25 protein-coding genes are annotated in these 26,158 nt (G+C 40.7%); 5 read left to right on the forward strand and 20 right to left on the reverse strand.

Annotation, left to right across the window (positions count from 1 at the left end; translation table 11 throughout):
• Positions 1 to 263 precede the first annotated feature (263 nt).
• The 13 genes from J7K40_03140 to J7K40_03200 form a co-directional block, all read right to left on the reverse strand.
• Complete coding sequence (locus J7K40_03140; GenBank protein MCD6161392.1) at positions 264 to 851, reverse strand: biotin transporter BioY; 588 nt, start codon at positions 849 to 851, stop codon at positions 264 to 266.
• 272 nt (positions 852 to 1,123) lie between these two features.
• Positions 1,124 to 1,657, reverse strand: coding sequence for a YcxB family protein (locus tag J7K40_03145; protein MCD6161393.1), 534 nt, complete (start codon positions 1,655 to 1,657; stop codon positions 1,124 to 1,126).
• Between the two features lie 146 nt (positions 1,658 to 1,803).
• Positions 1,804 to 2,322 carry a DUF2914 domain-containing protein gene (locus J7K40_03150; protein MCD6161394.1) on the reverse strand — a complete coding sequence of 173 codons (519 nt, stop codon included), beginning with the start codon at positions 2,320 to 2,322 and terminating at the stop codon, positions 1,804 to 1,806.
• A 197-nt stretch (positions 2,323 to 2,519) separates the two neighbouring features.
• Complete coding sequence (gene hflX, locus J7K40_03155) at positions 2,520 to 3,767, reverse strand: GTPase HflX (GenBank protein MCD6161395.1); 1,248 nt, start codon at positions 3,765 to 3,767, stop codon at positions 2,520 to 2,522.
• Positions 3,768 to 3,808: 41 nt separating this feature from the next.
• The gene (locus J7K40_03160) at positions 3,809 to 4,075 is read right to left on the reverse strand and encodes an RNA-binding S4 domain-containing protein (protein ID MCD6161396.1); all 267 of its coding nucleotides are present in this window, start codon (positions 4,073 to 4,075) and stop codon (positions 3,809 to 3,811) included.
• Between the two features lie 4 nt (positions 4,076 to 4,079).
• Positions 4,080 to 5,375 (reverse strand): peptidylprolyl isomerase, encoded by a 1,296-nt coding sequence (locus tag J7K40_03165; protein MCD6161397.1) that lies wholly within the window; start codon positions 5,373 to 5,375, stop codon positions 4,080 to 4,082.
• Positions 5,362 to 6,195: a peptidyl-prolyl cis-trans isomerase gene (locus J7K40_03170; GenBank protein MCD6161398.1), complete on the reverse strand. Its 834-nt coding sequence runs from the start codon at positions 6,193 to 6,195 to the stop codon at positions 5,362 to 5,364. Before J7K40_03170 ends, J7K40_03165 begins: the two co-directional genes overlap by 14 nt.
• Positions 6,185 to 7,885 carry a peptidylprolyl isomerase gene (locus tag J7K40_03175; GenBank protein MCD6161399.1) on the reverse strand — a complete coding sequence of 567 codons (1,701 nt, stop codon included), beginning with the start codon at positions 7,883 to 7,885 and terminating at the stop codon, positions 6,185 to 6,187. Before J7K40_03175 ends, J7K40_03170 begins: the two co-directional genes overlap by 11 nt.
• A gap of 52 nt (positions 7,886 to 7,937) precedes the next feature.
• Positions 7,938 to 11,333 (reverse strand): transcription-repair coupling factor, encoded by a 3,396-nt coding sequence (gene mfd, locus J7K40_03180; protein MCD6161400.1) that lies wholly within the window; start codon positions 11,331 to 11,333, stop codon positions 7,938 to 7,940.
• Between the two features lie 56 nt (positions 11,334 to 11,389).
• Positions 11,390 to 12,136, reverse strand: a complete 747-nt coding sequence (locus J7K40_03185; GenBank protein MCD6161401.1) for a methyltransferase domain-containing protein — start codon at positions 12,134 to 12,136, stop codon at positions 11,390 to 11,392.
• Complete coding sequence (gene speB, locus J7K40_03190; protein ID MCD6161402.1) at positions 12,124 to 12,996, reverse strand: agmatinase; 873 nt, start codon at positions 12,994 to 12,996, stop codon at positions 12,124 to 12,126. The genes J7K40_03185 and speB overlap by 13 nt, the downstream gene beginning before the upstream one ends.
• A 3-nt stretch (positions 12,997 to 12,999) precedes the next feature.
• Positions 13,000 to 13,725: a class I SAM-dependent methyltransferase gene (locus J7K40_03195; GenBank protein MCD6161403.1), complete on the reverse strand. Its 726-nt coding sequence runs from the start codon at positions 13,723 to 13,725 to the stop codon at positions 13,000 to 13,002.
• 14 nt (positions 13,726 to 13,739) lie between these two features.
• Positions 13,740 to 14,288, reverse strand: a complete 549-nt coding sequence (locus J7K40_03200; GenBank protein ID MCD6161404.1) for an arginine decarboxylase, pyruvoyl-dependent — start codon at positions 14,286 to 14,288, stop codon at positions 13,740 to 13,742.
• 599 nt (positions 14,289 to 14,887) lie between these two features.
• Between J7K40_03200 and J7K40_03205 the strand changes: the two genes are divergently transcribed.
• The 3 genes from J7K40_03205 (at position 14,888) to J7K40_03215 (ending at position 17,669) form a co-directional block, all read left to right on the forward strand.
• Positions 14,888 to 16,018, forward strand: coding sequence for a DUF3393 domain-containing protein (locus J7K40_03205; GenBank protein ID MCD6161405.1), 1,131 nt, complete (start codon positions 14,888 to 14,890; stop codon positions 16,016 to 16,018).
• 321 nt (positions 16,019 to 16,339) lie between these two features.
• Complete coding sequence (locus J7K40_03210; protein MCD6161406.1) at positions 16,340 to 16,918, forward strand: LPP20 family lipoprotein; 579 nt, start codon at positions 16,340 to 16,342, stop codon at positions 16,916 to 16,918.
• Positions 16,869 to 17,669, forward strand: a complete 801-nt coding sequence (locus J7K40_03215; GenBank protein MCD6161407.1) for an LPP20 family lipoprotein — start codon at positions 16,869 to 16,871, stop codon at positions 17,667 to 17,669. The genes J7K40_03210 and J7K40_03215 overlap by 50 nt, the downstream gene beginning before the upstream one ends.
• 95 nt (positions 17,670 to 17,764) lie before the next feature.
• Here the strand turns inward: J7K40_03215 and J7K40_03220 are convergent, their stop codons facing one another.
• Positions 17,765 to 19,561, reverse strand: coding sequence for a KamA family radical SAM protein (locus J7K40_03220; protein MCD6161408.1), 1,797 nt, complete (start codon positions 19,559 to 19,561; stop codon positions 17,765 to 17,767).
• A gap of 136 nt (positions 19,562 to 19,697) precedes the next feature.
• Between J7K40_03220 and gatC the strand changes: the two genes are divergently transcribed.
• Both gatC and ilvC read left to right on the forward strand, forming a co-directional pair.
• Positions 19,698 to 20,084, forward strand: a complete 387-nt coding sequence (gene gatC, locus J7K40_03225) for an Asp-tRNA(Asn)/Glu-tRNA(Gln) amidotransferase subunit GatC (protein MCD6161409.1) — start codon at positions 19,698 to 19,700, stop codon at positions 20,082 to 20,084.
• 132 nt (positions 20,085 to 20,216) lie between these two features.
• Entirely contained in the window at positions 20,217 to 21,212 is a 996-nt protein-coding gene (gene ilvC / locus J7K40_03230; protein MCD6161410.1) for a ketol-acid reductoisomerase, read from the forward strand.
• On the opposite strand, the gene J7K40_03235 is transcribed toward ilvC, so the two are convergent.
• The 6 genes from J7K40_03235 to J7K40_03260 form a co-directional block, all read right to left on the reverse strand.
• The gene (locus J7K40_03235) at positions 21,209 to 21,397 is read right to left on the reverse strand and encodes a hypothetical protein (protein ID MCD6161411.1); all 189 of its coding nucleotides are present in this window, start codon (positions 21,395 to 21,397) and stop codon (positions 21,209 to 21,211) included. The genes ilvC and J7K40_03235 overlap by 4 nt on opposite strands.
• Positions 21,398 to 21,618: 221 nt before the next feature.
• Positions 21,619 to 21,840 (reverse strand): hypothetical protein, encoded by a 222-nt coding sequence (locus tag J7K40_03240; protein MCD6161412.1) that lies wholly within the window; start codon positions 21,838 to 21,840, stop codon positions 21,619 to 21,621.
• Positions 21,841 to 22,390: 550 nt separating this feature from the next.
• Positions 22,391 to 23,233: a DMT family transporter gene (locus J7K40_03245; protein ID MCD6161413.1), complete on the reverse strand. Its 843-nt coding sequence runs from the start codon at positions 23,231 to 23,233 to the stop codon at positions 22,391 to 22,393.
• A 378-nt stretch (positions 23,234 to 23,611) separates the two neighbouring features.
• The gene (locus J7K40_03250; GenBank protein ID MCD6161414.1) at positions 23,612 to 24,337 is read right to left on the reverse strand and encodes a creatininase family protein; all 726 of its coding nucleotides are present in this window, start codon (positions 24,335 to 24,337) and stop codon (positions 23,612 to 23,614) included.
• A 47-nt stretch (positions 24,338 to 24,384) separates the two neighbouring features.
• Positions 24,385 to 25,041, reverse strand: a complete 657-nt coding sequence (locus J7K40_03255) for a fumarylacetoacetate hydrolase family protein (protein ID MCD6161415.1) — start codon at positions 25,039 to 25,041, stop codon at positions 24,385 to 24,387.
• A 139-nt stretch (positions 25,042 to 25,180) separates the two neighbouring features.
• Positions 25,181 to 26,110: a histone deacetylase gene (locus J7K40_03260; protein MCD6161416.1), complete on the reverse strand. Its 930-nt coding sequence runs from the start codon at positions 26,108 to 26,110 to the stop codon at positions 25,181 to 25,183.
• Positions 26,111 to 26,158: the final 48 nt, after the last annotated feature.

The raw sequence follows: 26,158 nt of genomic DNA on the forward strand, positions 1-26,158 counted from the left end.
TGGGAATGACGCGGACGGTGTTGGGAATAACGCGGGCAGTGTGGGAATGACGCGGACGGTGTTTGGAATGACATCATTATATAGCATCCGCCTAAGGCGGACAAAAGGCCGGACAGTAGTGAAACGGAATATGTTTTCTAAAACTGCTATAGAAAATAATCATAAATAAAAACCGATTCTAAAATGAGCCGGTTGATAATCCATATAATGATAGTCTGAAATTCCTCTGGTTGCCAAGCAGGCTTAGTAACCAGAGTTAAATTCTATTTCATGCTCTTTTTCATACCCAGAAATTTCCAGCCGGAGGGCAGAATTAAAGCGGCAATTGCGATTTTTATAATCGCTCCGGGGATGAAAGGATATAAGCCTGTTATGAAAGCGCCATTAATTCCTACATACACAGAGAGCCAAGCTAAGCCGAAAAGATAAATCGAGACCGTGCCCAAAACCATCGCCAGCAAAGTAGATACGATATGGCGATCCCAGCCTCTTTCAGCAAAAAAACCGGCAGCATAAGCGGCAGCGACAAAACCAAACAAGTAGCCGCCTGTCGGTCCTGCCATATAAGCAAATCCAGTATGGCCGGCAGCGAAAACCGGTAGTCCCATTGCGCCCTGACCTAAATAGGTTAAAACGCTTAAGGCACCGCGTTTACTGCCCATAATAGCGCCAATTAATAGCACCGCTAAGGTCTGTCCGGTTATCGGCACAGGACTAACCGGCAGGTAGATAGCAAGTTGTGAAGCAAGGGCTATCGCAAATGAACCAGCCAGAATCAAGGCTGCATCATATAAAAGAGCGTGTTTTTTCAAAGCCGGACGTAATAATTCGGCATATGCGCATGTTGTCATTTAAAACTCCTCAAATTTGCAAACTCAAACAAATCACTATTCCTATTATTTCGCTCAATAGTATATCAAAGCATTTCCGTTGACAAGCAAAATCCCTTTTCCCTGATTATTTTCCGGGTATTATTAACGGATTTGCAATGATGAATTTATATAGTTGCAGTATCGTATATCGGAATTTATAAATAATACGGAATATTGTTTCTATCATATTATTGTCTATGAGATTAAAAGCTGATTTCTAATAATAAAATGGATTTTATAAATAATTCGGGCTATGTATTTATTTTTATTATCTCTTTAAAGGCTTGTAAATCATCCGGATTTTTAAGTTCCCGATGGGGAATAATAATCGCTAATTTATCACCGGTGCGGATATAATATCCATGACGAGTTTTTATTACTTTTATTACATCTTTCCAAGTACGCATAATTTTACTGCGTTCGGTAAAAACAGCAATACCCGCCATGCTAATAATGTAATTTCTCTCAGTCATCGATTTCTCTATGCCGCCGCCTTTAAGAAAATATATCTGAAGCGCAATTGCTCCAATAGTTCCGATACAGACGGAAAGCCCCGCTCCTAATGCTATTTCCACCCAAACAAAGGTTGTTTGAAGATCTCCGCTTGGTGTATTAATAATTACAATAAATCCCGCCATAAATAGAATTAATAAAACGAAAAAACCGAATACCATCAACCTGGTAAAATACATATTATACCAAAACAGATCATCGCGAGTTAATAAAAAAGTTAAATTGACATCCCTAATAGATGATTCGGAAGTGTTGTTTTTATTATTATCCATGTATATATATTAAAAGCAATAATGTTGATATGTCCAGCTAATATTTCCGGATAAAATACCGCAAAATTTGAGATATAAAAATTGAAAGAGGGGTGCTAACCGTATCCTTGCGAATTTGTTGAACACCCCCACGATGCTCAGAGTATTTATTCGACTTTAATCAATGATGTGGCAAGGATTTTGCCATCTTCGTCCACAACCTCAACTTTCCAATCGCCTTTCCATTCGGGCAAAATTGTCTTGTATGACCAGGTGCGTACGCGAGGATATTTGATATCCAGAGATACCCTGGCTTTTTCCTCACCGCCATAATACCAGATATGCTCGACAGTAGTTGGTTCTAAGCAGCCTGTGATTAAGCTCCAACAATAAATCCTTTCGACATTAGCGGGAAAAACTGTCGCTTCGCCCTGAAGTTCTCGTTCCTCCACTGCTATGCCGCAAGCCAATTTTTCTACCTTAAACTCATCTTCGGCAGTCTCGGTCGTGGTTTTGGTCTTTGCGGTTGTCGTTGCAGTTTCTGTAGTTGAAGTTTTAACAGCATTAGTTTTTTCTGTGGCGGTTTTATTTGTCTTAGTTTTTTCCACATCCTGAGCATAAGCCGACATTGAAAGCAATGCGAATGTCAGGAAACAAAGAATTAATACTCTACCTGCCATTTTCATGAATTCCTCCTTGATTAGGTTATTTTTTTCTCAGGGCTAAATGGCCTTAAGTAAAACCGTGAAAGCTATTCCCTGTTTGATTAGTTTAGCTTAATAAATATTTTATCGGCAATATCATCAAGAAATAAAATCCTTAATTCAGTTTTAAACTGCAGCTATAGGCGCTGCGGCGGCCAGCATTTTTTTTATTTTCAAGCTTAGTCTCTGATGATTTTAATTGCGGCGCCTTTTCTCTCAAATTTGGGTATATCTATCTTTAATGATTTGCCTTCAATAATGAAATCGTCATTCTCGATATAACTTGTGTAAATCTGGATGAGACTGGAGACTAAAGCGATAGTCTTAGAATCATTTTTAGGTATCCTGACTTGCAATTTTACAAATAATTCGGCGCATATATCATTAAGCGCATTTTTCAAATAGTCAATGCCCTCGCCGGTTTTTGCCGAAATGAAACAGCAGCCGGGATATTTCAATAGCATATTTCGTTGTAAATCAGGGTTGTCAACTAAGTCAATCTTATTAAACACTATAATACGCCTAATATCACTGGCTCCAATTTCGGTTAAAATTTTATTTACAACGGCAATTTTTTCATCAATATCGGAAACCGAAAAATCGACTACATGGACTAATAAATCAGCCGTATTTGCTTCCATCAAAGTAGATTTAAATGAAGCCGCAAGATCAACCGGAAGTTTTTTAATAAATCCAACCGTATCTGAAAGCAGCATTTCATTTTTCCCCTCTAAGGCAACCCGTCGGGTAGTAGAATCTAAAGTGGCAAAAAGACGGTTTGCAGTTAAGGTTTTATTTCCGGTCAGCATATTAAACAATGTCGATTTGCCGGTATTGGTATAGCCAACCAAACAAAAATTGCTAATATTATTTCTGCCTTTTCTCTGCGTGTTGCGGCTTGAGTCAATTTTAAGCAGGACCTTTTTTAGTTCGGTTATTTTTTTATCCACCATTCGGCGGTCGGTTTCAAGTTGGGTTTCACCGGGACCGCGAGTACCTATGGATGATTCCTGCCTTTCAAGATGTGTCCAGTGTCCCGCCAATCGAGGCAATATATACTCAAGCTGCGCCAGTTCGACTTGCGTTTTAGCCTCCCGCGTTCGGGCATGACGGGCGAATATGTCCAAGATTAGAGCCGGACGGTCAATAACGGCAATATCTAAAATTTTCTCCAGTTTTTCCTGTTGAGAGGGCGACAATTCGCCATCGAAAATCACTAATTGAGCGTTATAGTCATTGCAAAGTTGCTTAATTTCATCGAGTTTACCCTTGCCAAAAACATACCCGGGATGAAAATGTTCACGCGCCTGAATTATTTCAGCCGTAATCTCGCCGCCGGCAGTAGAACATAAATCAGCTAATTCATCAAGAGATTCTCTAACTGCCTCAACTCGTTGGTCTGGCAGTTTAACCGCAGTTAGAATCACCCGGTCTTTTTTAATCCTTTTTATATCTAAAAAACTTTTTTTCAGATTAATTCCTTCTTTCTTTCCTCAAGGAGTTTATATAGATTAACAGCATTTGACTTCTTCATGTTTTTCGGCGGAAGTTCTAATATTTTCAGTTTCTTATAAAATCTCGGTATGTCAACCTCAATAATATCACCCGGTTTAACTATAGCCGATGGTTTGGCTTTTTTTCCGTTATGAAAAACCATCGCCTCATCAGCGGCTGTTTTCACCAACGACCTGCTTTTTAATATTCTGGCAGATGATAGGTATTTGTCGAGACGCATGAGGTTATATTTTTTCCTCGATGAAATATTTTTCTCTGGCCTGATCAAGCCATTTTTTTAATTCATTCTGAGCTTTATACCGTTTAGCGATTCCCTCGATATCGCTAAAATCTTTTTCAAAATCTAATGGCCGCGAATTTTTCTTATCGAGTATTTTTATGATATGATAGCCAAACTGGCTTAAAACCGGCGCCGCAAATTCCCCTGCTTGATGTTCGGCAACGACAACTTTAAATTCATTAAACAACTCATCTGAGGCATACCAACCCAAATCGCCGCCGGCTTTAGCGGATGGCTCATCTTCTGAAAATTGCGCCGCCATTTCCTCAAAATTAGCGCCTTCCAATAACAGATTATAAATAGAATCAGCTTTTTGCTTGCTAAGTTCAAGATCAGCCGGGGATGGAGTCAGAGCTATCAGGATATGACTGGCTCTTATTTTATCATCTTTGCGACCGGTACATTTGATAATATGGAAACCAAATTGCGTTTCCACAACGTTAGAGATTTCTCCCACAGGCATATTAAAAACAGCTTTCTCAAACTCGGGCACCATATCGCCTTTGCCGAATTGCCCTAAGTCGCCGCCTTTAACGGCGGTAGCTTTATCATCCGAATATGTTTTTGCCAGTAAAGCAAAATCCTCGCCCGATATAGCCTTATTATAAAGCAAATTGGCAAAAGCCTCAAGCGAATCGCGAGTACTCTGAGCGGGTTCAGTAGAAATCAGTATATGCGCCAGATGAACCCCAGGTGGAAGATGGGGAAGGCTGTCGATAAATGTTCTATAAAATTCCTTAACCTCTCCGGATGAAATAGTAACTTTTGATAGCCGCTTATTTAGCAGCCTTTCTTTATAAAGCTGGTTTTTTACCTCATCTTTATAGCGGCTGCGCAATTCCTTAAGAGTTAACCCCTCAGCGGAAAGCTGGGCTAAGAACGCCTCTTCCGATGGAAACTGTTGTTTTATTCTGGCGATATGGTTATTTAAAGCATCCTCGATTTCCTGGTTGGTTATCTTTATTAATGTGTCCTTCTCGGCCTCAAGCAAAATCAGTTTATCATCGATCATTTGCTGAAGGATTTCATTTGATAAACTATCAATAGCTGCCTTGTCGGAGCGGTCAATTTTCATCTGCATCAAGGCAAGCTGAAGTTGTGATTGAACTTCTGATATAAGTATGATGCGATTGTCGACTGTAGCCGCAATCCCATCAAGTCTTTCCTCAGCTGATAAAATGGCTGATAGCATCAAACTTATAGATAAAATCAGTAATATCAATTTATTATTGTTTATCATTCAGCGGATACCTCTTAATTTTAGCCAACTTTTTAAGATTATCAATTAGCTCAATATATTTTGCTTGCCGCTTTTGGGCGAAAATATTTTGAGCTATGTCGGTTCTGATTTCCTCAAGCGGCAATGTTTCACCAACCAACTTTTTATCTTTGATTAAAAAGATATGATAATAACCGGATTGAGATTTCAGTGGGGGTGTGTATTCTCCGATTTTAGTTTTACTTATAGTCTCCATCATCCCATGTTCAAAGGCTGATAAAGGCAGCAAGCCAATATCGCCGCCAGCTTTCCCCGATTCACTATCTTCGGAATAATCAGCAGCTAAATCTGCGAATTTATCGCCGCCTTCAAGACGTTTGTAAACTGCATCCGCAGCGTTTTTGTCAAGCAGAACAATATGACTTAGATTGTACAAGTCTTCATCAACCGAAAACCGGTCTTTTTGACTGTAATAAACGGAATCTATCTCTTCATCTCTAATATCTACAGATGATACAACAGACATATCGACATATTTAACGGCGATTATTTCTTTCCTTTTTTGCTCAATCAAGTTTTTAGTTTGTTTGTCCTTATCAATTTTATTTTTTACCGCTTCCTGATATAGAAGTTCTGTTTCAATCCAGGAATCTATGGCATTCGACATCTGTTCTTTGGTTATTGAGGTACGGTATTCCTCAGGGAACTGATCAAACAAGAACTGATGTGTAAGCTTAATGCCGTTTACTTCAGCTAAAACATTTTCATCCTGCTGAGCATTTGAACATCCGAACAAACAGAACAGACTAATGGTAAAAGCAGTAATTGATTTAAATTTCATCTTCCAATTTCCCCGATACTAAATTGTTTTTTAATAATTCCAAATCTAAAAAATGCTCAACATATTGCTTGCGATTATCTACCCATTTTTGTAAAACGCCATATTTTCTTTCACCCAGCATCCTGGCTTCTATACGAGGCTTTACCTCAGAATAAGATTGTACGGATTCGGGCTTCTTGCCGGTTATTTTAAAGACAGCCCAATTATCCTGAACAGGAACAGGCCCGCCGTATTCGCCCACATCCAACTCTACAGCCGTTTTGTAAATATAGCTATGTTTCTTTGGGCCAAAGAAACCAAGATTGCCTTCTGTGGCAGCAAAACCAGGCCGAATAGTTCTTTTTACCAATTTTGACCAATCTGCGCCATTTTTAAGTTGAGCAAGTATTTCCTCAGCTTCTTCTTGCGAGTGTACCAAGATTTCGGCGGCGCGAATCTGTACAGGATCAACAAACATCTTTTTATTCTTTTCATAATATGCCTTCATATCATCTTCTGTTACAGAAATCGTATCAAAAATATAATCATCCAACATCTTGCGATAGATATAACCATACTTGGTATCGAGAACTTGCCGTTTAAACTCAGGACTGTCAATAAGGTTCGAGTTTAAGGCATCAACATACATCAACCGCGAAGCCGTAAATTCATCAAGCGCATCAAGTGTTAGATCTTTCTTTTCGAAATTTACGCCATCTTTGCGAAAGATTTTATTAATATTACTAATGAATTCATCCGCTGAATAATTATATTTATCGTTGATTGTTACAATAGGCATAACCGCTTCCTCTTCAGATAAATCAGAGGTGGCAATATATTGGCTAAGTCTTCGGGTTTTATCTGGATCCGCCTCCTTATTTGCCATTGCTTTTTCAACCAGCATTTCCCATGTTTTTTCATGGAATTTATAGCCTAATTTAGCCTGCGTTCTTTTTACATATTCATTTTGTAGCTTTTTTCTCTGAGAAATAGAGTATTTGCCGCGATAGTTGCCTTTTTCCTCCTCGAAATCAGCATCGGTAAACATGGCTCGGTCGTGCATTTTTATGATATGCCAACCAAAACTTGAATATACGGGTTTAGAGATTTCATCAGGTTTAAGACTGAAAGCCACATCCTGAAACTCGTCAACCATAGTCCCAACTCTTATGTAACCAATACTTCCGTATTTATAATTTGTAGACTTATCTTCAGAAAATTGCACTGCCAATTCAGAAAATTTTTCGGGAGACTTTTTTAATACTTGATAAAGACTGTCTGCCAATTGTTTGGACTTTACAAGTATATGGGAAACATTAACTTCTCCGCCGTATTTTTCCCAAAATTTACGCACATCTTTATCCGTAATATTCAATTTGTCGTTAACTTCTCTCTTATAAATCAACTCCGATAAAATCCTGACAACCTGACCGGAATCAACTTCTACCGAATCAAGAAGGTTAAACCCCAAACCAGCATCGCAAATTATCAATTTATCGAGGTGTTGTTCTAAAAAATCTTGCCGCTTATACATTTCGTCGGCGGGGTCTCTATAATTGAACCTCGACATATGAAATTCCATATCGCTTAATGTGAATTCGATTCTGCCGGCTTTCATAATAACCGTGTCATCGTAAACCGGTTTCTTTTCATCAGATGAGCATCCGGCTAATAAAACAATAATTAGCATTCCGAGCGCGAGTTTTTTCATATTCTTTCTCCCGTTTTAATCCATCACCAATTTATTCTAAACAATATTATATTTAATCCGCCATTTTCTGCAATATCTTTTTAACTTTTTCAGCATTTTCATCATTATCTTTAAGTGTGATTTGAACCTTAAAGTTTCGATCATATTTAAATTCAATTTTTTCAGGGATAGTCGATACCCAGCGTTCAATTACCTGCCGGTTAATATTATTACTGCTTTCAAATTCAAGATTAAGGATATTTCTCTTGAAATGTAAAGATTCTAAACCGATTCTCTTGCCATAAATCCTGATTGCCGCTAATGATGCCAGATTTTTTGCAGCCTCTGACGGAGGGCCAAAACGGTCATTCAATTCATCTAATAATTCATTAATAACCTCAAGTTTTTCCGCTCCGCTAAATCGTCGATATATATCCACTCTCTGATTACTGCTCGGAATATAATTTTCCGGTAAAAACAGATCAAGGTCGGTCGTAATCTTAATCTGAGAGGCAAGTTCCTCCGGACGTATGCCCTTAAGCTGGGCTACTGCCTCTTCTAATAGCCTTATATATAAGTCGAAACCCACTTCTTCGATATATCCATGCTGCTGTGAACCTAAAAGATTGCCGGCACCCCTTATTTCAAGGTCTTTCATTGCTAAGTGAAAACCCGACCCAAGCTCTGTAAATTCCTCGATGGCTTTAAGCCGTTTTCGAGCGTCTCGCGTAAGAAGCTTCAACGGCGGGATTAACAGATGAGCATACGCCCGAAAATGCGAACGGCCAACCCGCCCGCGAAGCTGATACAACTGAGCCAGTCCAAGTCTGTCGGCGCGATTGATGATTATTGTATTTACCGAGGGGATATCAAGCCCGGATTCAATTATTGTAGTGGACAGCAAGATCTGGAATTTCTTATCGAGAAAATCTTTCATAACTTTTTCCAGTTCTCTTTCGGGCATCTGACCATGGCCGATGCCGATTTGCACCAGCGGCAGGTATTTTTTCAGATAGTTATGAAACGCATAAATCGATTGGACGCGATTATGGACAATATAAACCTGCCCGCCGCGGTCAAGTTCGCGGTTGATCGCATCCACAATTACCCTATTGGAAAACCTGGAAATTTCGGTATTTATTGGCAAACGGTCCTTTGGGGGCGTGTTTATTATTGACATATCCCGGACGCTGACAAGCGATAATTGCAGCGTGCGAGGTATCGGCGTTGCGGTCATAGTTAAAACATCTATCTGTGATCTGAGCGTTTTTATCTTCTCTTTATGGGCGACGCCAAACCGTTGTTCTTCATCAACAATAAGCAATCCAAGGTCTTTAAATTCAACATCCTTCTGCAAAAGTTTATGCGTACCAATCACTATATCGATTGTGCCGTCGCTAAGCCCTTTCTTTATCTCCTTGACTTGCTTGGGAGTACGGAATCGAGACAGCATCTCAATTTTAATCGGGAAGTCTGCAAATCTTTCCGAGAATGTTCTTTGATGCTGAGCGGCCAGAATTGTAGTAGGCGCCAGGATTGCCGCCTGCTTGCCCGAATCGACTGCTTTTAAAGCCGCTCTCACAGCCAGTTCGGTTTTTCCATAACCTACATCGCCGCAGATAAGACGGTCCATAGGCGTCGGCTTTTCCATATCAATTTTTATCTCATCCATAGCCTTCAGCTGGTCGGGAGTTTCCTGGTACTCAAATGAGGCTTCAAGCTGATGCATCCAATCGGAATCGGTCTTGAAAGCAAAACCCGGAAATGTTGTTCGTTCGGCATAAAGAGCTATGAGTTCACCAGCTATATCCATAAGAGCTTTTTTTGCTCTGGCTTTAACTTTTTCCCAAGTTCCCGAGCCAAGTTTTGACAGACGCGGAGCGCCATCTTTACCGGCATATTTCTGGACGCGGTGAAACTCCTCCACCGGTACATAAAGCTTGTCATCGCCAAGATATATCAGAGCAATGCAGTCGCGCTTGCGGCCGTCAACAACAAGAGTTTCAAGCCCTCTGAATCTGCCAATGCCGTAATCGATATGAACGACATAATCTCCCGGATTCAGGTTGGAATATGAAGATAAAGCTATACCTTCCTTAAAACGTCTGAAGGTGCGCCTTTTTTTATGACGAGTGAAGATCTGGTGGTCAGCCAGATACCATTGTTTAAGCTCTACAACAGCGAACCCGGATGACAACCATGAAACGCCCATTTCCACTGGCGCCCCAATTCCATCGATTATCTCCTCGATACGGTCTCTCTGGCCGACGCTTTCACACAGAATGTTGAGCTTGTAGCCATCCTGGTGAAGTTCATTCAAACGGTTTTTTAAATATGTCAGGTTTTTGCTAAAGAACTCCTGAGGCAGGATTTTGAAATTGATACCCGTATGTTCCGAGGCTGCTACACTTGATATATTTATTTTTTGAAAGCAATCTATTTTTTTAGAAATATCATCCTCTGTCAAATATACTTTCCCGGGCGAAGCCACCGGAATATCTCCAACCGATTCAAATTTTTCCACTGCCCGGTCGAGAACGCTTTCTATATGACTAAAACAGGACTGGGGATTATCAACAAAAATAAAAGCGCGGTCAGGCAGATGTTCAAACAAATCAGATAATTCTATGTTAAGATTAGGCCAGATATATTCAAGACCGTCATAATCGCCTGAGTCGCCAAGAGCCACATGAAGAGCCTGAGCGCCGGCTTCATCAAGCTGTTCGGTGTAAGCCTCGATAATTGATTCATCGAATATTATTTCCCGTCGGGGAAGAATAAAAGCAGAGCCAGTATGCTTTGTTGACCTTTGTGTTAAAACGGAAAAGCATCTTATCGATTCGATTTCATCGCCAAAAAATTCAATTCTAATCGGGTCTTCATCGGTAGGCGTAAAAATATCAACAATTCCACCCCTCACAGAGTATTCACCAATCATCTCGGTCATTGGCGAACGTTGATAGTTCAGCTTTTCCAATAGAGTAATAAGCCTATCCCGTTCAAGCTGTTGCCCTTGGCGCAAATAAAGGCTGTTATCAGATAGCTGCTGCCGCGAAATTGTCTTTTCGAGCAATGCCTCAACCGGAGCGACTATAACCATCGGACAATTATTTTCCGAAGAATCAGCTGAATTAAGATTATAAAGCGTTAACAAGCGTTGACCAATTATATCTATATGAGGCGCTCTGATTTCATAAGGTGATATTCCCCTTGTAGGGAATAAACTAACCGCGTCTTTACCAAGAAATGATTTGAGGTCGTCTGTCAGCGCTTCAGCCTCTTCGGATTCTGAGGTTATTGCCAGAATCGGTTTTAAATATTTCCGACAGGCATAAGCAATAATCATCGCTTTTGATGACCCTAAAAGCCCTGAAATATTTATCCTGCTGTTTTTGCCCGATAGCTTTTCGTCAAGCAATTTTATTGAATCTAAAGCTTCAATATTTTTTAGAAGTTTCTGTAAAATCATAAACACAAAAATCCCGCTGTCCATAAGGGCGCGGGTGCAGCTTCAAAATTTTTCACTTAAGGCTCCCGACGAGCCACCAGTATCATTCGCGGTGATTCTCCCGTATATTGCGAACCATCGAAATTGCCGTAAACGTTAGTCAACGTCAAACCTGTTTGACTGAACATATCAAGCATTTCTGTAAGAGTATATAGTCTGAAAGATGATTCAAGCTTTCTGTTTAAGCAGTTATTATCGACAAGTTGATGAGTAATTTCCAAGCGGGACCTAAAAAAGTCGAATAATCTCTCCTCAAGTATAATCGAACCGTTATCAATATCCCAGCTTTGATAATGTTTAGTATGAACAACATAATCGCGATTAATAGTATCAATCAAAAACTGACCGCCCGGTTTTAAAGCCTTTGCTACGCCCTGCAGCACTAGCAAGTCTTCGGCTTCAGTATCAAAAATACCGAAAGCAGTAAAAAGATTGATGACGGCATCAAATTTATTAAAGTGCGGAATGTCTCTCATATCCTGTTTGACAAGTTCAAGATTAATTTTCAGCATATCGGCTTTTCGACGGGCTTGCTGAAGGACGCTTTCGGAGAGATCGAGTCCGGTAACATTAAATCCCTTGCTTGCCAGCACTATGGAATGTCTGCCAAAACCGCAGCCGAGATCCAAAATCTCTGCCGCCGGTTTGATTCCCAGCAGCTTAATGATTCCTTCAACCTCAAAGGGAGCGTTTTTCTCGGTATGAGAATACAGCTTGAGGTAATTCTCATCGAAATATGTTTCCCACCATTTCATGATTTGCATCTACAAAAACTAAAGCCAATAATTTTATAAGCCAGCTTGGCGGCTGTAAAATCAGCATATGTTAGCTCTGATTTCGGGGAAAGTTCGACTATATCAGCGCCAACAATTATTTTCATTGATGTAATATCATCGATAATCATCATCATATCATCCCAGTTTAATCCGCCCGGTTCGGGTGTGCCGACAGCGGGCATAATCGATGGGTCAAATCCATCAAGATCTACTGAGATATAAACATTTTCGCTTAGTTCCGCTATGATTTTTTTAAAATAATCCGGATTATTTTTAACCTGCGACGGTTTAATAAGATTAGCTTTGTATTTTTTCTCATTCTCTGCGCCGCTAAAACTTCTTACCCCAATCGATATAAACGGCGCGATTTCGGCAACCCGCGACATCACGCAGGCATGCGAATATTTACTTCCCTGATATGAATCGCGAAGATCGGTATGGGCATCAATCTGGATAACCGATAAATCAGCGTATTTCTCTTTATGCGCCTTAACTAATGCGGCAGTTATAGAATGTTCGCCGCCAAGAGACAATACAAATTTGTTATCTTTAAGAAGACTATTACAGGCTGAATAGATAATTTCTTGCATCTCTGCCGGACCCGATACAACCTGCTCTATTTCCGGCATAGTGGCGATGCCTATTTCCGATGGATTACAGTCGAGTTCTTCATCGTATGTTTCAAGCTGACGGCTGGCGTTTATAATTGCCTGGGGGCCATAACGCGCTCCGCTTTCATACGAAAGAGTCAAATCATAAGGGATAGGCAGTATTACAGACTTTGCTTGTTTGTATTCGGAAAGCTCGTCTGGCAGAGCCAGAAAATTAAGCGGTACAGAATCGTACATAAATTAGCCTGCTGTAAAAAACCAGCGGGATGTGTGTTTTATATGTTCATCGGGATTAAACGCTGATACTGAAATATTATCAAAGCCCGCTTTCTCTAACGACTCGGCAACCGTATCGAAATTATAGGATCGCTCGATTAAATTCTGTATAAAGCGGTTATATGTATTCCTGCCGGATTTAATAAACCCCTCGATATTGATTTCAGCCGTGATTTTATCAGAATCATAAAAACCGTTGACTATAACCGTATGGTCCGGTTTCCTCCTGATATCTACTGATTCCCATTCGGATAATCCATCGGGAGTAAGCATATCAAATATAAAAAACCCGCCCTTGCGAAGGTGCACCCGGGCAGTTTTAAATAATTTTCTAACAGCAGTAATGCCGCTTAGATGGTTAACGCTATCAAAGAAGCAAACTGCGATATCATATTTTTGTTTTAATCTGACACTGGTTATGTCGCCATGAATAAATTTAACGCCATTGATTTTACGGCGGGCTTGGGTCAGCATAGACATTGATAAATCAACGCCCGTGAATTTAAGGTTTGTGTTTCTGAGTTTGTATTCGAGTTCACCGGTACCGCAGGCTAAATCGAGAACCGATTCATTGCCGACACCTCGAAAACGAATGAAATTATGCAGCCGCTCGGCGCAAACGTGGGAAAATTTATTCCAGCCCAGCATATCATAGTATTTAGCGAAATCGGTGTAGTTTTGGTTTTTCATAATTGTCATCCATGTCATTCACATAATAATATGGCTCCGGCGACTACTGTAGTCCAAAGACCGTTTTTATTGCCCCGCGCCGATTGGGTGATGTTGGTAGTATGAATTATCTTGCCTGATATTTTATATATCTCTTTCTTTTCATCATACGATTTATCAACATCAAATTCGATGCCCAAAGTGGAGGCAAGCATACTCGCCGCTAAATCCTCGGCATAGTCGCCTGATATTCGCTCTGTTTGCCCGAATGCCTCATGTTCGGATAAGTAGCCGTATTGCGAACGGTCATGAGGAATAGCCAATCCCACAGATGCTGAAATTAAACGATTCGGCTCATTGGTTTCATTGCGGCTCATCACGCAATAAATTATCTGTCCCGGTTGAAGCTGTTTAAGCCCCTGGGATTTAGAAATCAGTTTGCAGTGAGGCGGAAATATCGAGGAAACATGAACCAAGTTAACGCCGGCGATTCCTGCGTTTCTCAACGCCAGCTCAAAAGACGACAGCTTCTCTTTATCGATGCCGACACCTTTAGTTAAAAATAATTTTCCCGGGATCATAATCATATCTTTTCCCTCTTTACAAAAATTCAATGTAGGCATGATATAAAAATTATTATCTTGATGCAAGATTAATCTCAACAGGAATCCCTCCCCGCCGCGGCGGGGTCGGAATCCGACCTGCTCGAAATCTATCGCGTAGGGGCGTATTGCATACGTCCTCTTATTGTAAAACACAGCCCATTAGATACCGTCTTTCAAGTCAAGCCTAATTGAGGCTTGACCTATTTAACTGGCGGGTCAAGTCCCAAGCGGACTTGAAAGACGGTATTTACTTCATCGTATTTTAAGGTGGTTGGTGTACGACCTCGTGCGCCAACATTTTACTATTCCCTTCTTGAGAGCGGTTAGGGTATGGTAATACGGTTGATAGCGCTACAGCGGCTACTATTCCCCTAAGAGGGATTTGGGGCGTGTGCTTAACGCTAAATGTTCAATATAATTTCGAGTAAAATTTCAAATTCAACTGTAAAATCGGGGTTTAAAGATATTCCTGAAATGATTTATTTTGACATAATGCTAAGAGTATTGTTATATTTATAACTATGTAAAAATATTTAACAATTGTCTTTGTATAACAGTTAACTGAAGCGAGGAGAATAATGAAAAGCAGGCAAATTATTCAACGTATGAGTATCTTTTTAATACTAACAGGGTTGGTTATTTTAATCAGTTCTACTATGAACGCATCAAAAGCCCAGCAAACCTACGAGAATTTTGTTGAACAGGACCAAAAAGCTTATGCGGATTTCGAACGTGAAGAGGCAGAGAAATTTGCCAAATATGTGGTTGATGTAGAGAAAAAATGGAACGAGTTCAAAAATTCGACTCGCAAAGACTGGTATGAATACAGCCATGACCTTAATACATTAAGCCGCGTGGACTTTGTAGAAGGGGTTATCACGATTGAAACGATAGTTGAAAAAGATGTTGACGATGTTATGGCTTTAGCCAAAGTAAATATCGCTCAGCAAATAGAGGGGCTTTTCCATCCTGATTCTCTTACATGCGATGTCATTCTTGAGGGACAGGTTGAGTTTAGTTCGCCGCCAATAATTGACAGCACTAATGCGGCTGTTTTCATCGATGAGAAAGTATTGCCGAATGCGAAAATCGAGGAAGAAACAATTAAATCGGAAGATGGCCAAGAACGGGTAAAAGTTACGGTTAGTATAAAAATGGTTCCGAATCATCTTCAGCTGCGGGCTAAAAAGTATCTTCCCACAGTAAGAAAGTATTGTCAGGAGTATAATCTGGATGTTCCTCTGGTATTAGCTATTATGCAAACCGAATCGCATTTCAATCCACGGGCTAAATCGCCAGTACCTGCCTTTGGCTTAATGCAGCTTGTGCCCAGATCCGGGGCTCGGGAAGCCTACAGATTTGCCCATAACGAGGATAAGATAGTCCGGCCAAATTATTTGTATGATCCCGACAATAATATCCATCTCGGCTGCGCCTACTTGGCAAAAATGCGGGATAATGAATTCAAAAATGTAAATAATGAAGATAAAATTCGTTATTGCATTGTCGCCTCATACAATACAGGCCCGGGCAATTTAAGCAAGGCAATTGTAGGCGCCAGGGTAATAAAACCTGCAGTCAAGAAAATTAATGAAATGGATTCAAATCAGCTATTTGAGAAACTTAAAACAAATCTGCCATACCAAGAAACCCGCGATTATATTGTTAAAGTGGAAGAATGCCGCATTAATTATCTTGAATGGCAATAACAGGCAGTATTTATTTAAAACATAGATTCTTGAATAATAAGCCAATTTCATCATAAAGGATATTAGCATTAACGCCGATTCCATCAGAGTAGCAAGAACGCTGATAAATTTCATTGCCCTAATACAGCTGAAATCTGCACATAGGGCAATATAATGGATGGGTTTACATTAATTTTGAACTGTCAACTATTTAGGGAAACAGGATTTTTATAATTGCATTTCAAATAATTATTATATAGTATAATGTGTCGAAAGGAGGGAACAAGAGTTAAATAAACAATCTTTGTTAATAAATTAATCAATCTTAAAATGGAGGATAATATGAGATTGGTATCGATGTTTTTATTGGTGTTTTTCGTTATAGGTATGATGGCTTGCGGTTCCAAGCCGCCGCCGCCGCCGGAACCAGCCGATGTCTGGCTTCCCGAATGGTGGGACCCGCCGCAGGATCCCAATTATCTGTTTGCTACGGCTACTAAAACATCAAGAGATATGGGTCTGGCTACCAGCAAAGCTGCGACTGATGGCCGCAACGATATTGCCAAACAGATGGAAGTGAGAATTCAGAGCTTAACAAAAAGCTTCAACGAAGAGATTGGCCTTGATGAGGATGCAGAGTTGTTGTCGCAATATACTGAGGCTGTAAAAGAAGTTGTTTCTCAAACAATGGTCGGCTCGAAAGTTACCAAAAAGGAGATTAAAAAAGAAGGCAATATGTATCGGGCTTATGTTCTCGTGGAATTGCCTATCGGAGAAGCCAACGCCGCTTTGATGCAAAAGATTAAAGCCAACAACAATATGTATACCCGTTTCCGTGCCTCTCAGGCTTTCGAAGACCTTGATAAGGAAGTTGAAAAGTACGAGCAATTTAAAAAAGAACAAGGCGGAATGGGGTATTAGTATCGCCAGCAAAATGCTATTCTTTTCGCTATTTTTTATAGCGATACTCGCTGTTGTTTCATATAGCGAAAATATCCAAGACCAGGCTGATTATCCGGCCTGGTTTTGGAATCCCCCTGATAACGATGGTTATATGTATGCTGTCGGTTTGTTTCAACCATGCCTGCTTAATGATTCAACATTATTATATGCTAAAAGCGATGCTGTTTGGAATATCATTAGCCAGAATAGAATCAACATAAGGCTCGAATCGGCTATGTCTGGTCCCGAATCCAACCTGATGTATATGGGTAGTACAATCAACATAGAAGTTGATTCGCTTCAATATGATAATGTTTCCGAGAACAATGTTATATTAGACAGTTTTTATCGCGGCAATATGTTGATTGTTCTTGTTGGACAAGGAGACGATTCATCGGGATTTACAGGCAGCTTGATTGCTCAGGATTTCGGCGATTGGATTCATGAACTCCCCGCGGATGAACGATACTTCTATTCGGCAGGTATGGCTCCTGATTACTATTATCAGTCAAACAGTTGGAAAGAGGCTTTGAATAAAGCCTTGCTGGATATGACTGCTCAGATTTCCTCTAAAGTCCGGTCATTTCAAACAAGCGATCGTTATTCTATTTTCCAAACCATTGTTGAGGAAAGCGAAGCGACATTGACAGACTGGCAGGTTGTAGCCCGTAAATATGACACCGCTAACAATTCCTGCAATGTCTTAATCAGGATGCCCAAATTTAAATAGTTAGTCCCGGATTTGTTTTTGGTAATCCGATTTTTGTCAACAGTATGACTATCTCTAAAAAAGCAGACTATTAAGGATAAGGAATAAACACAATATTAAAAATAATACCAGATAGTTTGATACTCAGATATATCCTCGCCAATATTTTCAAGTCGTTTTAGATAATCAAGTATGGGTATATCAATGCCAATATACGAGTCCTGCATTCTGATATTTTTCTCCCATGGATGAAATTCATAAACGCGCGAACCGTCCGGTAAAACCGAGATTACATCACGATGCTGAGAGGCGCGAAGGTATTGTTTGCCGAGTGCCGGCAAATTATATACTGCCTCGTCGGTGCGGGATAGTCCCGGCAGCAAGCGCGCTTCTTCTTTTTGTTCCTGCAATAACCGGGCAATCGGCACGCGATATTCGATTGTTTCATTTTTACCTTTGGTGTTGAATGTATAGTAAGGTTCAATACCAACACGTTTAAGTATGCGTCTCAAGAAAGCCGATTCGAACCGGCGAGAATTAAAAAAAGTGAACACACTCTGATTATAAACGTTGATTTTATTTCTCCGCAATCGTTCGGCTGCCCTAAACACATCCGGCGTGATTTCGTATGGATGTTCAACATGCGTTACCACCGAAACATCAAGCCTCATGGGGCGGCGAAGTTTGCCAAGTGCACGGGCAAACGCATTTGTTATTCGCATTGGTATAGTTACTGGGGTGCGAGTACCCACTCTAATCATCTCTATATTTGGGTTTTTGGCTAGCTCCTCTAAAATCCAGAAAAGTTTAGTATCGCTCATCGAGAGCGGGTCGCCGCCAGTTACTAAAACCTCCTGGATGGATGGATGGTCTTTAATCCAGGCAATAGCTTTTTCGATTTTCCCTTTAGAAGCCATTGCCCCTTTCGATAGGACACCTTCAATTTCCCAATTGCGCTGGCAGTATACGCAAATTTGCGGACATGAGTTGTATGGCTTCAATATCACAATAGACGGGTAGCGGCGCGTTATAAGATCAATAGGGCTGGTGTCTCTTTCCATCATAAAATCGAAAGCGCATTTAGGATTGTGTCTATTAGCCGCCATATATTCAACATAAGATAAAGGCGGTATTACCTGCGCTCTTAATGCCCTATCTTGACGACGAAGATCATCATCTATAAGCGAAAGATAATATGGTGTTATTCCAAAAGGCAGACCGGCTCTCTCGGCAATTTCCAACGCTTCAACTTCCGAATCTGAAAGCGGAATTAAATCATATAGTTGTGTGGGTCTTTTAATTACATTACGCAAATGCCACCGCCAATCGCGCCAGTCAGTATTAGTGCCTCTTAACTGCGACAAAACCTTCTTGCGGCGTTCCTTCCTGTATTCAATAATGTCCTCATTAAAACCATGAATGAAACGGGACATTCGTTTGCTAACATTGCCCCATAGCAGGTCGAGCTCTTTAGACCTGGCTATGGCGGCTTCTTTGCCTGATAAATCTTTGCTAATGAAATAATCGCCGGGCGCAACACCTGGCCCCTTGCCTTGAATCGCCATAAACAGATGATACAATTCGGCATAAAAACCCGGTTGAAGATCGGGACGATTAACATTGTTGGCGATATCATACAGGGCTTGCACTACGCTGAAATTGGCAAGCTTGTCGGATCGCCGTTTAATAACGCTGTTTAAGGCGTGACTGCAGTCTCTAATTCGAACAATACGGCCTTCATATAGATTAATTTGTTCACCGTATGTATCAAACTGGTTAGTGTTAATCCGTCTATAAAGCCGTTCGCGGGCAACCTCCAAATTGGCAACGCCAATCATCACATGTAAAAAGTACTTGCCTGCCTTCTTAAGCAAATCAACATTGTAATTCGAATTTTTTTGAAAATTCATCATAATAACCAATTAGATAATTTAGTTTACATTAATAGTATAATGCATCTTTTGTTTTGATGCAACTTATTTTGTGGTTGCGCTTAGCGTTCGCCTTAGATGAAGAACTCAGGCGAGACTATGGTCAATCTACATACAATTGAATAATAAAAACGAGGCCGCGCTCGATGAATTATCGTTGACTTATAACAGCTTTTTGAATATCATTTTCAATACTATGATATTGACTGAAAAGGATATCGACAAGATTGCCGAATTAGCGCATCTTAAGCCAACACTTGATGAGAAAAAGCGTTTATTGGTTGATTTAAACAACATCCTGAAATATATGGAGATTATAGAGGAAGCCGATATTGAAAATATTCATGAAATACAGCTTGGTTCATCAAAGCCAACTCCTTTAAGAAACGACACCGTTAAACTGGGATTATCTCAAAAGGATGCCTTATTAAATGCCTCACAGAGCCGGGATGGACTTTTTGCCGTTCCCAAGTTTGTAAAAGAATCGGATAACCGGAATAATTAGATAGCTGAAATAGCTTTTATTAGTAGGTGCAAAAATAATCACTTCGCAGCAATTAATATTAATAGGCAATATCCTATAATTTTCACTCGATTGTATTGACAATATCACCATCAGCATATAAACTCATAACAAATGGCTTCCGGCAGAATTAAAATAATCCCCACAAGGGAAATCAAATCAGTTCTATTGAAAAATCTTAAAATCGCTGTTATCGGATATGGCTCCCAGGGAAAAGCGCAGGCGCTAAACTTGCGAGACAGCGGTTTTATGCCAATAATTGGCTTGCCATCCAAAAGCCGTTCGCGAAAAATTGCTAAAAAAGACGGTTTTACAGTAGCCACTCCAGCTAAAGCAACAAGAAACAGCGATTTGATTTCTATACTTATACCCGACCATAAACATAAAGAGCTTTTTAATAACGAACTATGCCGGGTTATAAAAAAGGATCAGGTATTTATTTTTGCGCATTCCCTCTCGGTACATTTCAAGCTTGTTAAGCAACCCAAGGATGTCGATTTCATATTGGTTGCTCCGCACAGCCCCGGGATTCGTTTACGGGAAAAATATTTATCCGGCGAGGGAGTTTTGGCATTTATCGGCCAGACAGAAGCATCCTCAAAGAAAAGCCTGAATATAGCCGCCGCTTATGCCAAAGCTATCGGCTGCGCCCGTAAAGGCGTAATAGCAACAACTTTCGCCGAGGAAGCTATTGGCGATATTTTTGGCGAGCAGGCGGTTTTATGCGGCGGCCTCAGCGCCCTGCTAAAAGCGGGCTTCGATACGCTAATTGAAGCCGGATTACCGCCGCAAAACGCCTATATTGAATGTGTTTACCAATTAGACCTTATTGTCGATTTGATTAAAAAATATGGCATCGCCGGCATGTATGATAAAATCAGCGCTACTGCGGCATTCGGAAGTTTTCAGGCTGAGGATATGATTATCAATAAGAAATCAAAAAGTGCTATGAATTTAATTATGAAAAAAGTTAAAGCCGGGAAATTTGCAGATGAACTTCTCGACGACTATAGCAATTCATTTAAAAAGTTAAAAGCTTATAAAAAGGAAAAACGCCATCCAAATCTTGATAAAATGGCGCTATTTTTTACTAAGAGATTCGATAATTAAACTCGAAGAAAATTATCCGTCTTTACAATTTTTTTATCAATAGTTATATAAACATCATTAATAATTTTGGCTATGAAATTTTCATAATCTTCAAGCCCCCGATGGCAGTCATTGCATAATGGCAATAAATGTTCACGGACGTTAAGTTTGCCGCAATTGGTACATTTAATAATTTCGGCAGACATAGTTATTTTGGCCTGCATGAATAAATCATATTCAATGATTTTGTATCCATTACATTAAAGTTTAAAATTGCGCCGCAATTCTGGCATTCCAAATCACCCTTAACTATAGTTGCCTTGCCCCTGCAAAAAGGACACCGTTTTGATTTTTTTTTATTGTACATAGTCATTACTCCAAGTTGATTGTAATTATTGCCTTTTATTAGTCGCAATGATCCGAATTATTATATTTGCTCATTAGCCGGTTCTATTGTCAATGATGATTCGCCAACTCTTTTAAGGCCAACCATTCTCTCAGTAAGGAAGTTCTTTGAAGACATCCACTCCTGAGACATTTCCATAACGCGTTCTTGTGTAACATTCTCAACCCAGTCTATAGTCATGTTGTCCACTTGTATACTGTCAACGACAAGGTTTTCCATTGTCAGCGTAAATCTCATTTCCATTATTCGTCCTCCATTCGAAGTTTCACAGATGGATAGAACAAAAGTCATACCTTTTAATAATAGATTGAGAACTAATTCGTGGCATACTGCCTATCTACTTCATTGTTAATATGTTATAGGTATAAATATTATTTCAAATAGGCAACCTGAATGTATTTAGCATATAAGTTCTAAGGAGTATTATGGGATTATGCCTATATAAATCGGCGTAATCCCTTTGTTGACATATTCGTTCTTATATATAAACGTAACGCATCGGGGCATCCGCCTCGGACGGATACGCCCTCTTATTACCAAGTAAGCGCTTGACAACAAGAGGGGTTCGTTGCTTTGTTAATAAGCCTGTCCCCTTTTGAGAGTGGCTGGTGTACATCCACGTGCATCAACATTTTATTATTCCCTCTTGGGAGGGGTCAGGGGTGTGTTTCTATCGCTAAATGTTCAATATAATTCCGAATAATTTTTTTATTTTATTTGTAACTCTACTGCAAAATCCTGTTTCATTTTCAATAGTCGAGTATCCCCGCCTCAGGCGAACGACTCCTGCCAATTAATCATGTTGTTTCTCCTGTCGGCTTGTGATGCCTAAATAAATTGCAATCAATGCCATCACCGCCCCAATAATCTCAACAGCCCTCGTCGGTCTGTCAAAAAACAATATATCCCAGGCAAATGCCAGTATCGGCTGAAGTAGAAGTATTAAACCCGCTAACGAAACCGCAACTTTTGGCAGGCTCTTAGATATGAGAAACCACGCCGCCGCCTGGCATAGAATCCCATACGCTATAAGCGACAGCCAGCTTTGCTTGTCGGGAATAATAAAACTTTCATCTTGAGTATAACCTATAATTGCCATAAAAACGGCAGCGGCAAATGACACAAACACCAAGTTTACTACCGGCGACAAAGCATTCTCTATCGTCTGTGAGCGGCGAAGAGTTAGCGTAAAGCCGGCATAGCTGAAAGCAGTAGTCAATCCCAGAATTATGCCGGTTTTATAAACTATATCCAATTGGTCCCATTGCCATATAAATATCAGCACCATACCGATTAATGCTATCGGCACTGAGACTATAAATCGAATGGTCAGCTTTTCTTTAAGAACTGCGATTCCGAATCCCGTAAGTATTATTACCTGAAGGTTGCCGAGAAGAGTCGACAGTCCGGGACCTATATAGTGAACGCTTTTATGCCATAATGTTAAATCAAAAGCGAATATCAAGCCGCAAAGGATAGCCCAACATATCGGCTTCCAGCCGCGCCATAACCGCTCTTTATTAATAAGCGCAATAGCAATCAGTATCAGTCCGCCGAAAAGGTTGCGATAGGCGCCAGCCATTGACGGCCCTACATGCGCCAGCTTAACAAACACCGGCGAGAAACTGATTATCACCGCGCCGGCAGCAAGGTTTCGTATTAAGGTGTTATTCGCATCAGGTTTATTAATTAATCTATCCTTTGCATATTATTCATCAGGAAGAAAGCTAATCGATACCATAAATCCAGTATCCTTTATCCCGATGCATCATTATATAAACAGGTTGTTGACAAAGCAACAAACTACTCTTGTTGCCAAGCGCTGCTTGATAACAAGAGGGCGTATGCAATACGTCCCTACGCGTTGCATTTATATACAAGCCAGCATCGTTATGGGAATTCTAATAAATGCTTATCTGTCAACAGTCTGATCACATAGGAGCATACGGTATACAAATCAGCTGCCAAGCTGTATTTTATTATCAGATTCAACCGCAAAATCCGAGATTCAATTCTATTTATCCCAGCGATTAAATGTATCGAGGATGAAATCCTTTACGGTTGCGCATGCCTCATTGAAATAATCATTGGCTTTCTTCTTATCGAAATCGAGCGCGCCGGTGTTTTCCTTGTATATCAAAACCGTCGATGGTATAGGATAGACATTAGCGCCGGGGTTCACATAATAAAGCATATCGGGGTTGTATTTACTCTCTCTTACCGTATCGGGAGCGCAGGCGATTATGGCGGCGGTTTCATCCACCGCGGCATGTCCGCCGGATGTTCCATAGTATTTGCCTGCCAGATGCTCGCATAACATCCACCAGTGAATAACCGCAACCTTTGCGCCTGTTTTTTCATGAGTATCCCAAGCCGCTTGCTTTAGCTCATCATTCTGGCCGCCATGACCATTAACAACAACAATCTTTTTCATACCGCAGGCGGCAAACGATGTCAGTATTTCGGTTATGTATGATTGGAAAGTCGAGCTAACTACGGTTATCGAGCCGGAATAGCCAAGCAATGACTTGGTGATGCCATAATACACAGCCGGCGCAATAAGCGACTTAATATCCGGGGCTATTCTTTCGCACATCGTTTCGGGGATAATACTATCAGTTCCCAGAGGGATAACCCCATGAGCCTCGACAGTTCCCACCGGAATAATTACCTTATCGTATCCATCTTTTATAAGTTTGTCGATTTCCTGCCAGTTAAGCCTGTTCCATTTTAATTCCATTATCTGACTCCTCTATTAGTCCTAATATAAATCAGTTTTGCAATACTTCATTCAGCAACCGCAATATTTTTCAAAGTGCCGATTTGCTCTATTTCCACCTCGACTACATCGCCGTCCTTCAGGGGACCTATGCCCTTAGGAGTGCCGGTAGAAATAACATCGCCAGGGTATAAAGTCATGACCTTTGAAATAAAGCTTATAACCTCGGCAGTTTTTCTTAAAAGCAAATTGGTATTGCTTTGCTGTACAACTTTGCCGTTTAAACGAGTCTGAATCGCCAGCGAGGAGGCATCGATGCCGGCAACAATAGATGGTCCAAACGGGCAAAATGTATCAAACCCCTTGGCTCTTGTCCATTGATTGTCTTTCTTCTGAATATTCCGGGCGGTTACATCATTTAAACAGGTGTAACCAAATATGCCATCCTCAGCTTCATCTACTGAGACATTTTTTATTTTCTTGCCGATAATCACCGCCAGCTCTCCCTCATAATCAACTCTGTCAACCCAATTCGGCAGGATGATATTGTCAAGGTGGCCAATAATCGATGATGGCGGCTTTAAAAACAAAACCGGTTCATCAGTTATCAAATCGAGCGTGCTTTCCTCAATATGTGCGGCGTAGTTTAAGCCGACACAGACTATTTTCTGGGGCACGCATGGCGGTAAAAACCGGATATTGTCCAGTAAATATGATTTTTTCATTCTGGTTGCCAAGCGCCGCTTGTCAACCAGAATGAAACTGTCGAATATATCACCCTTAAGCGGATAAGCTTTATCATCGATAATGCAACCGTATCCAATATAGCTTTCGGCTTGAAATCTTATAAAACGATTTGAATCTTTATTCAATGCTCAACTCCTTCAAATGAATCATCACCGATTCGGCCAATACTTTCAAATTGTATCCGCCTTCAAAGACTGAAACAATTCCGCCTTGGCAATATTTAGCAGCGGCTTCAACCAACATGCGAGTCATCTCGCTATAGAACTCTGTCGATAATTTTATTCCTGCCAACGGGTCGTCCGTATGAGCATCAAAACCGGCGGAAATCATAATCAGGTTTGGCTTGAATTTTTCAAGAGCCGGCAGAATCAGATCATTAAAAGCGCGGCGATATTCCGTGTCGCCATTGCCTGAACTCATAGGCAAATTAAGCGTATATCCGGTTCCCTCTCCCCTGCCTGTTTCATTAGCGGCGCCAGAGCCGGGATAATATGGATATTGATGAAGCGATATATACAACACCTGCGAGCTATCGTAAAAAGTGTTCTGGGTGCCGTTGCCGTGATGAACATCCCAATCGATAATAGCGACTCTTTCGGCAAGATTATTGGCGATGGCATAAGCCGCCCCTATGGCGATATTATTGAAAATACAGAAGCCCTTTGTCTTGTCTGTCTCGGCGTGATGCCCCGGCGGCCTGACTGCGCAGAAAGCGCGGTTGTTCTTATCGGAGACGGCAAATTTGACAGCATCTATAACCGCCCCGGCTGCTTTAAGCGAGGCTTCAAGGCTTGCCGGTGAAAAAACGGTATCCGGGTCGAGCATAACCAAGCGGCCATTCGGCTGGCTGTTTATATATTTATAATATTCCGGCGCATGCACAAGCTCAATATCCGCCTGTTGGGCATAGGGGCATTCCGATTCAATATTCGCTTCAGGGACAATTTCAAACGCTTTTTTAACTGCTTTCAACCGGTCGGCTGATTCCGGATGTCCGGCGCCGGTATCATGTTTTAGGAATGCCGGGTCGTGATATATTTTCAGCACTTTATCCGCCTTTGATATTGCGCTGGCGTGAGCAAAACAAATTGGAGT

The organism is Candidatus Zixiibacteriota bacterium (assembly GCA_021159005.1).
Lineage (GTDB): Bacteria > Zixibacteria > MSB-5A5 > UBA10806 > 4484-95 > JAGGSN01.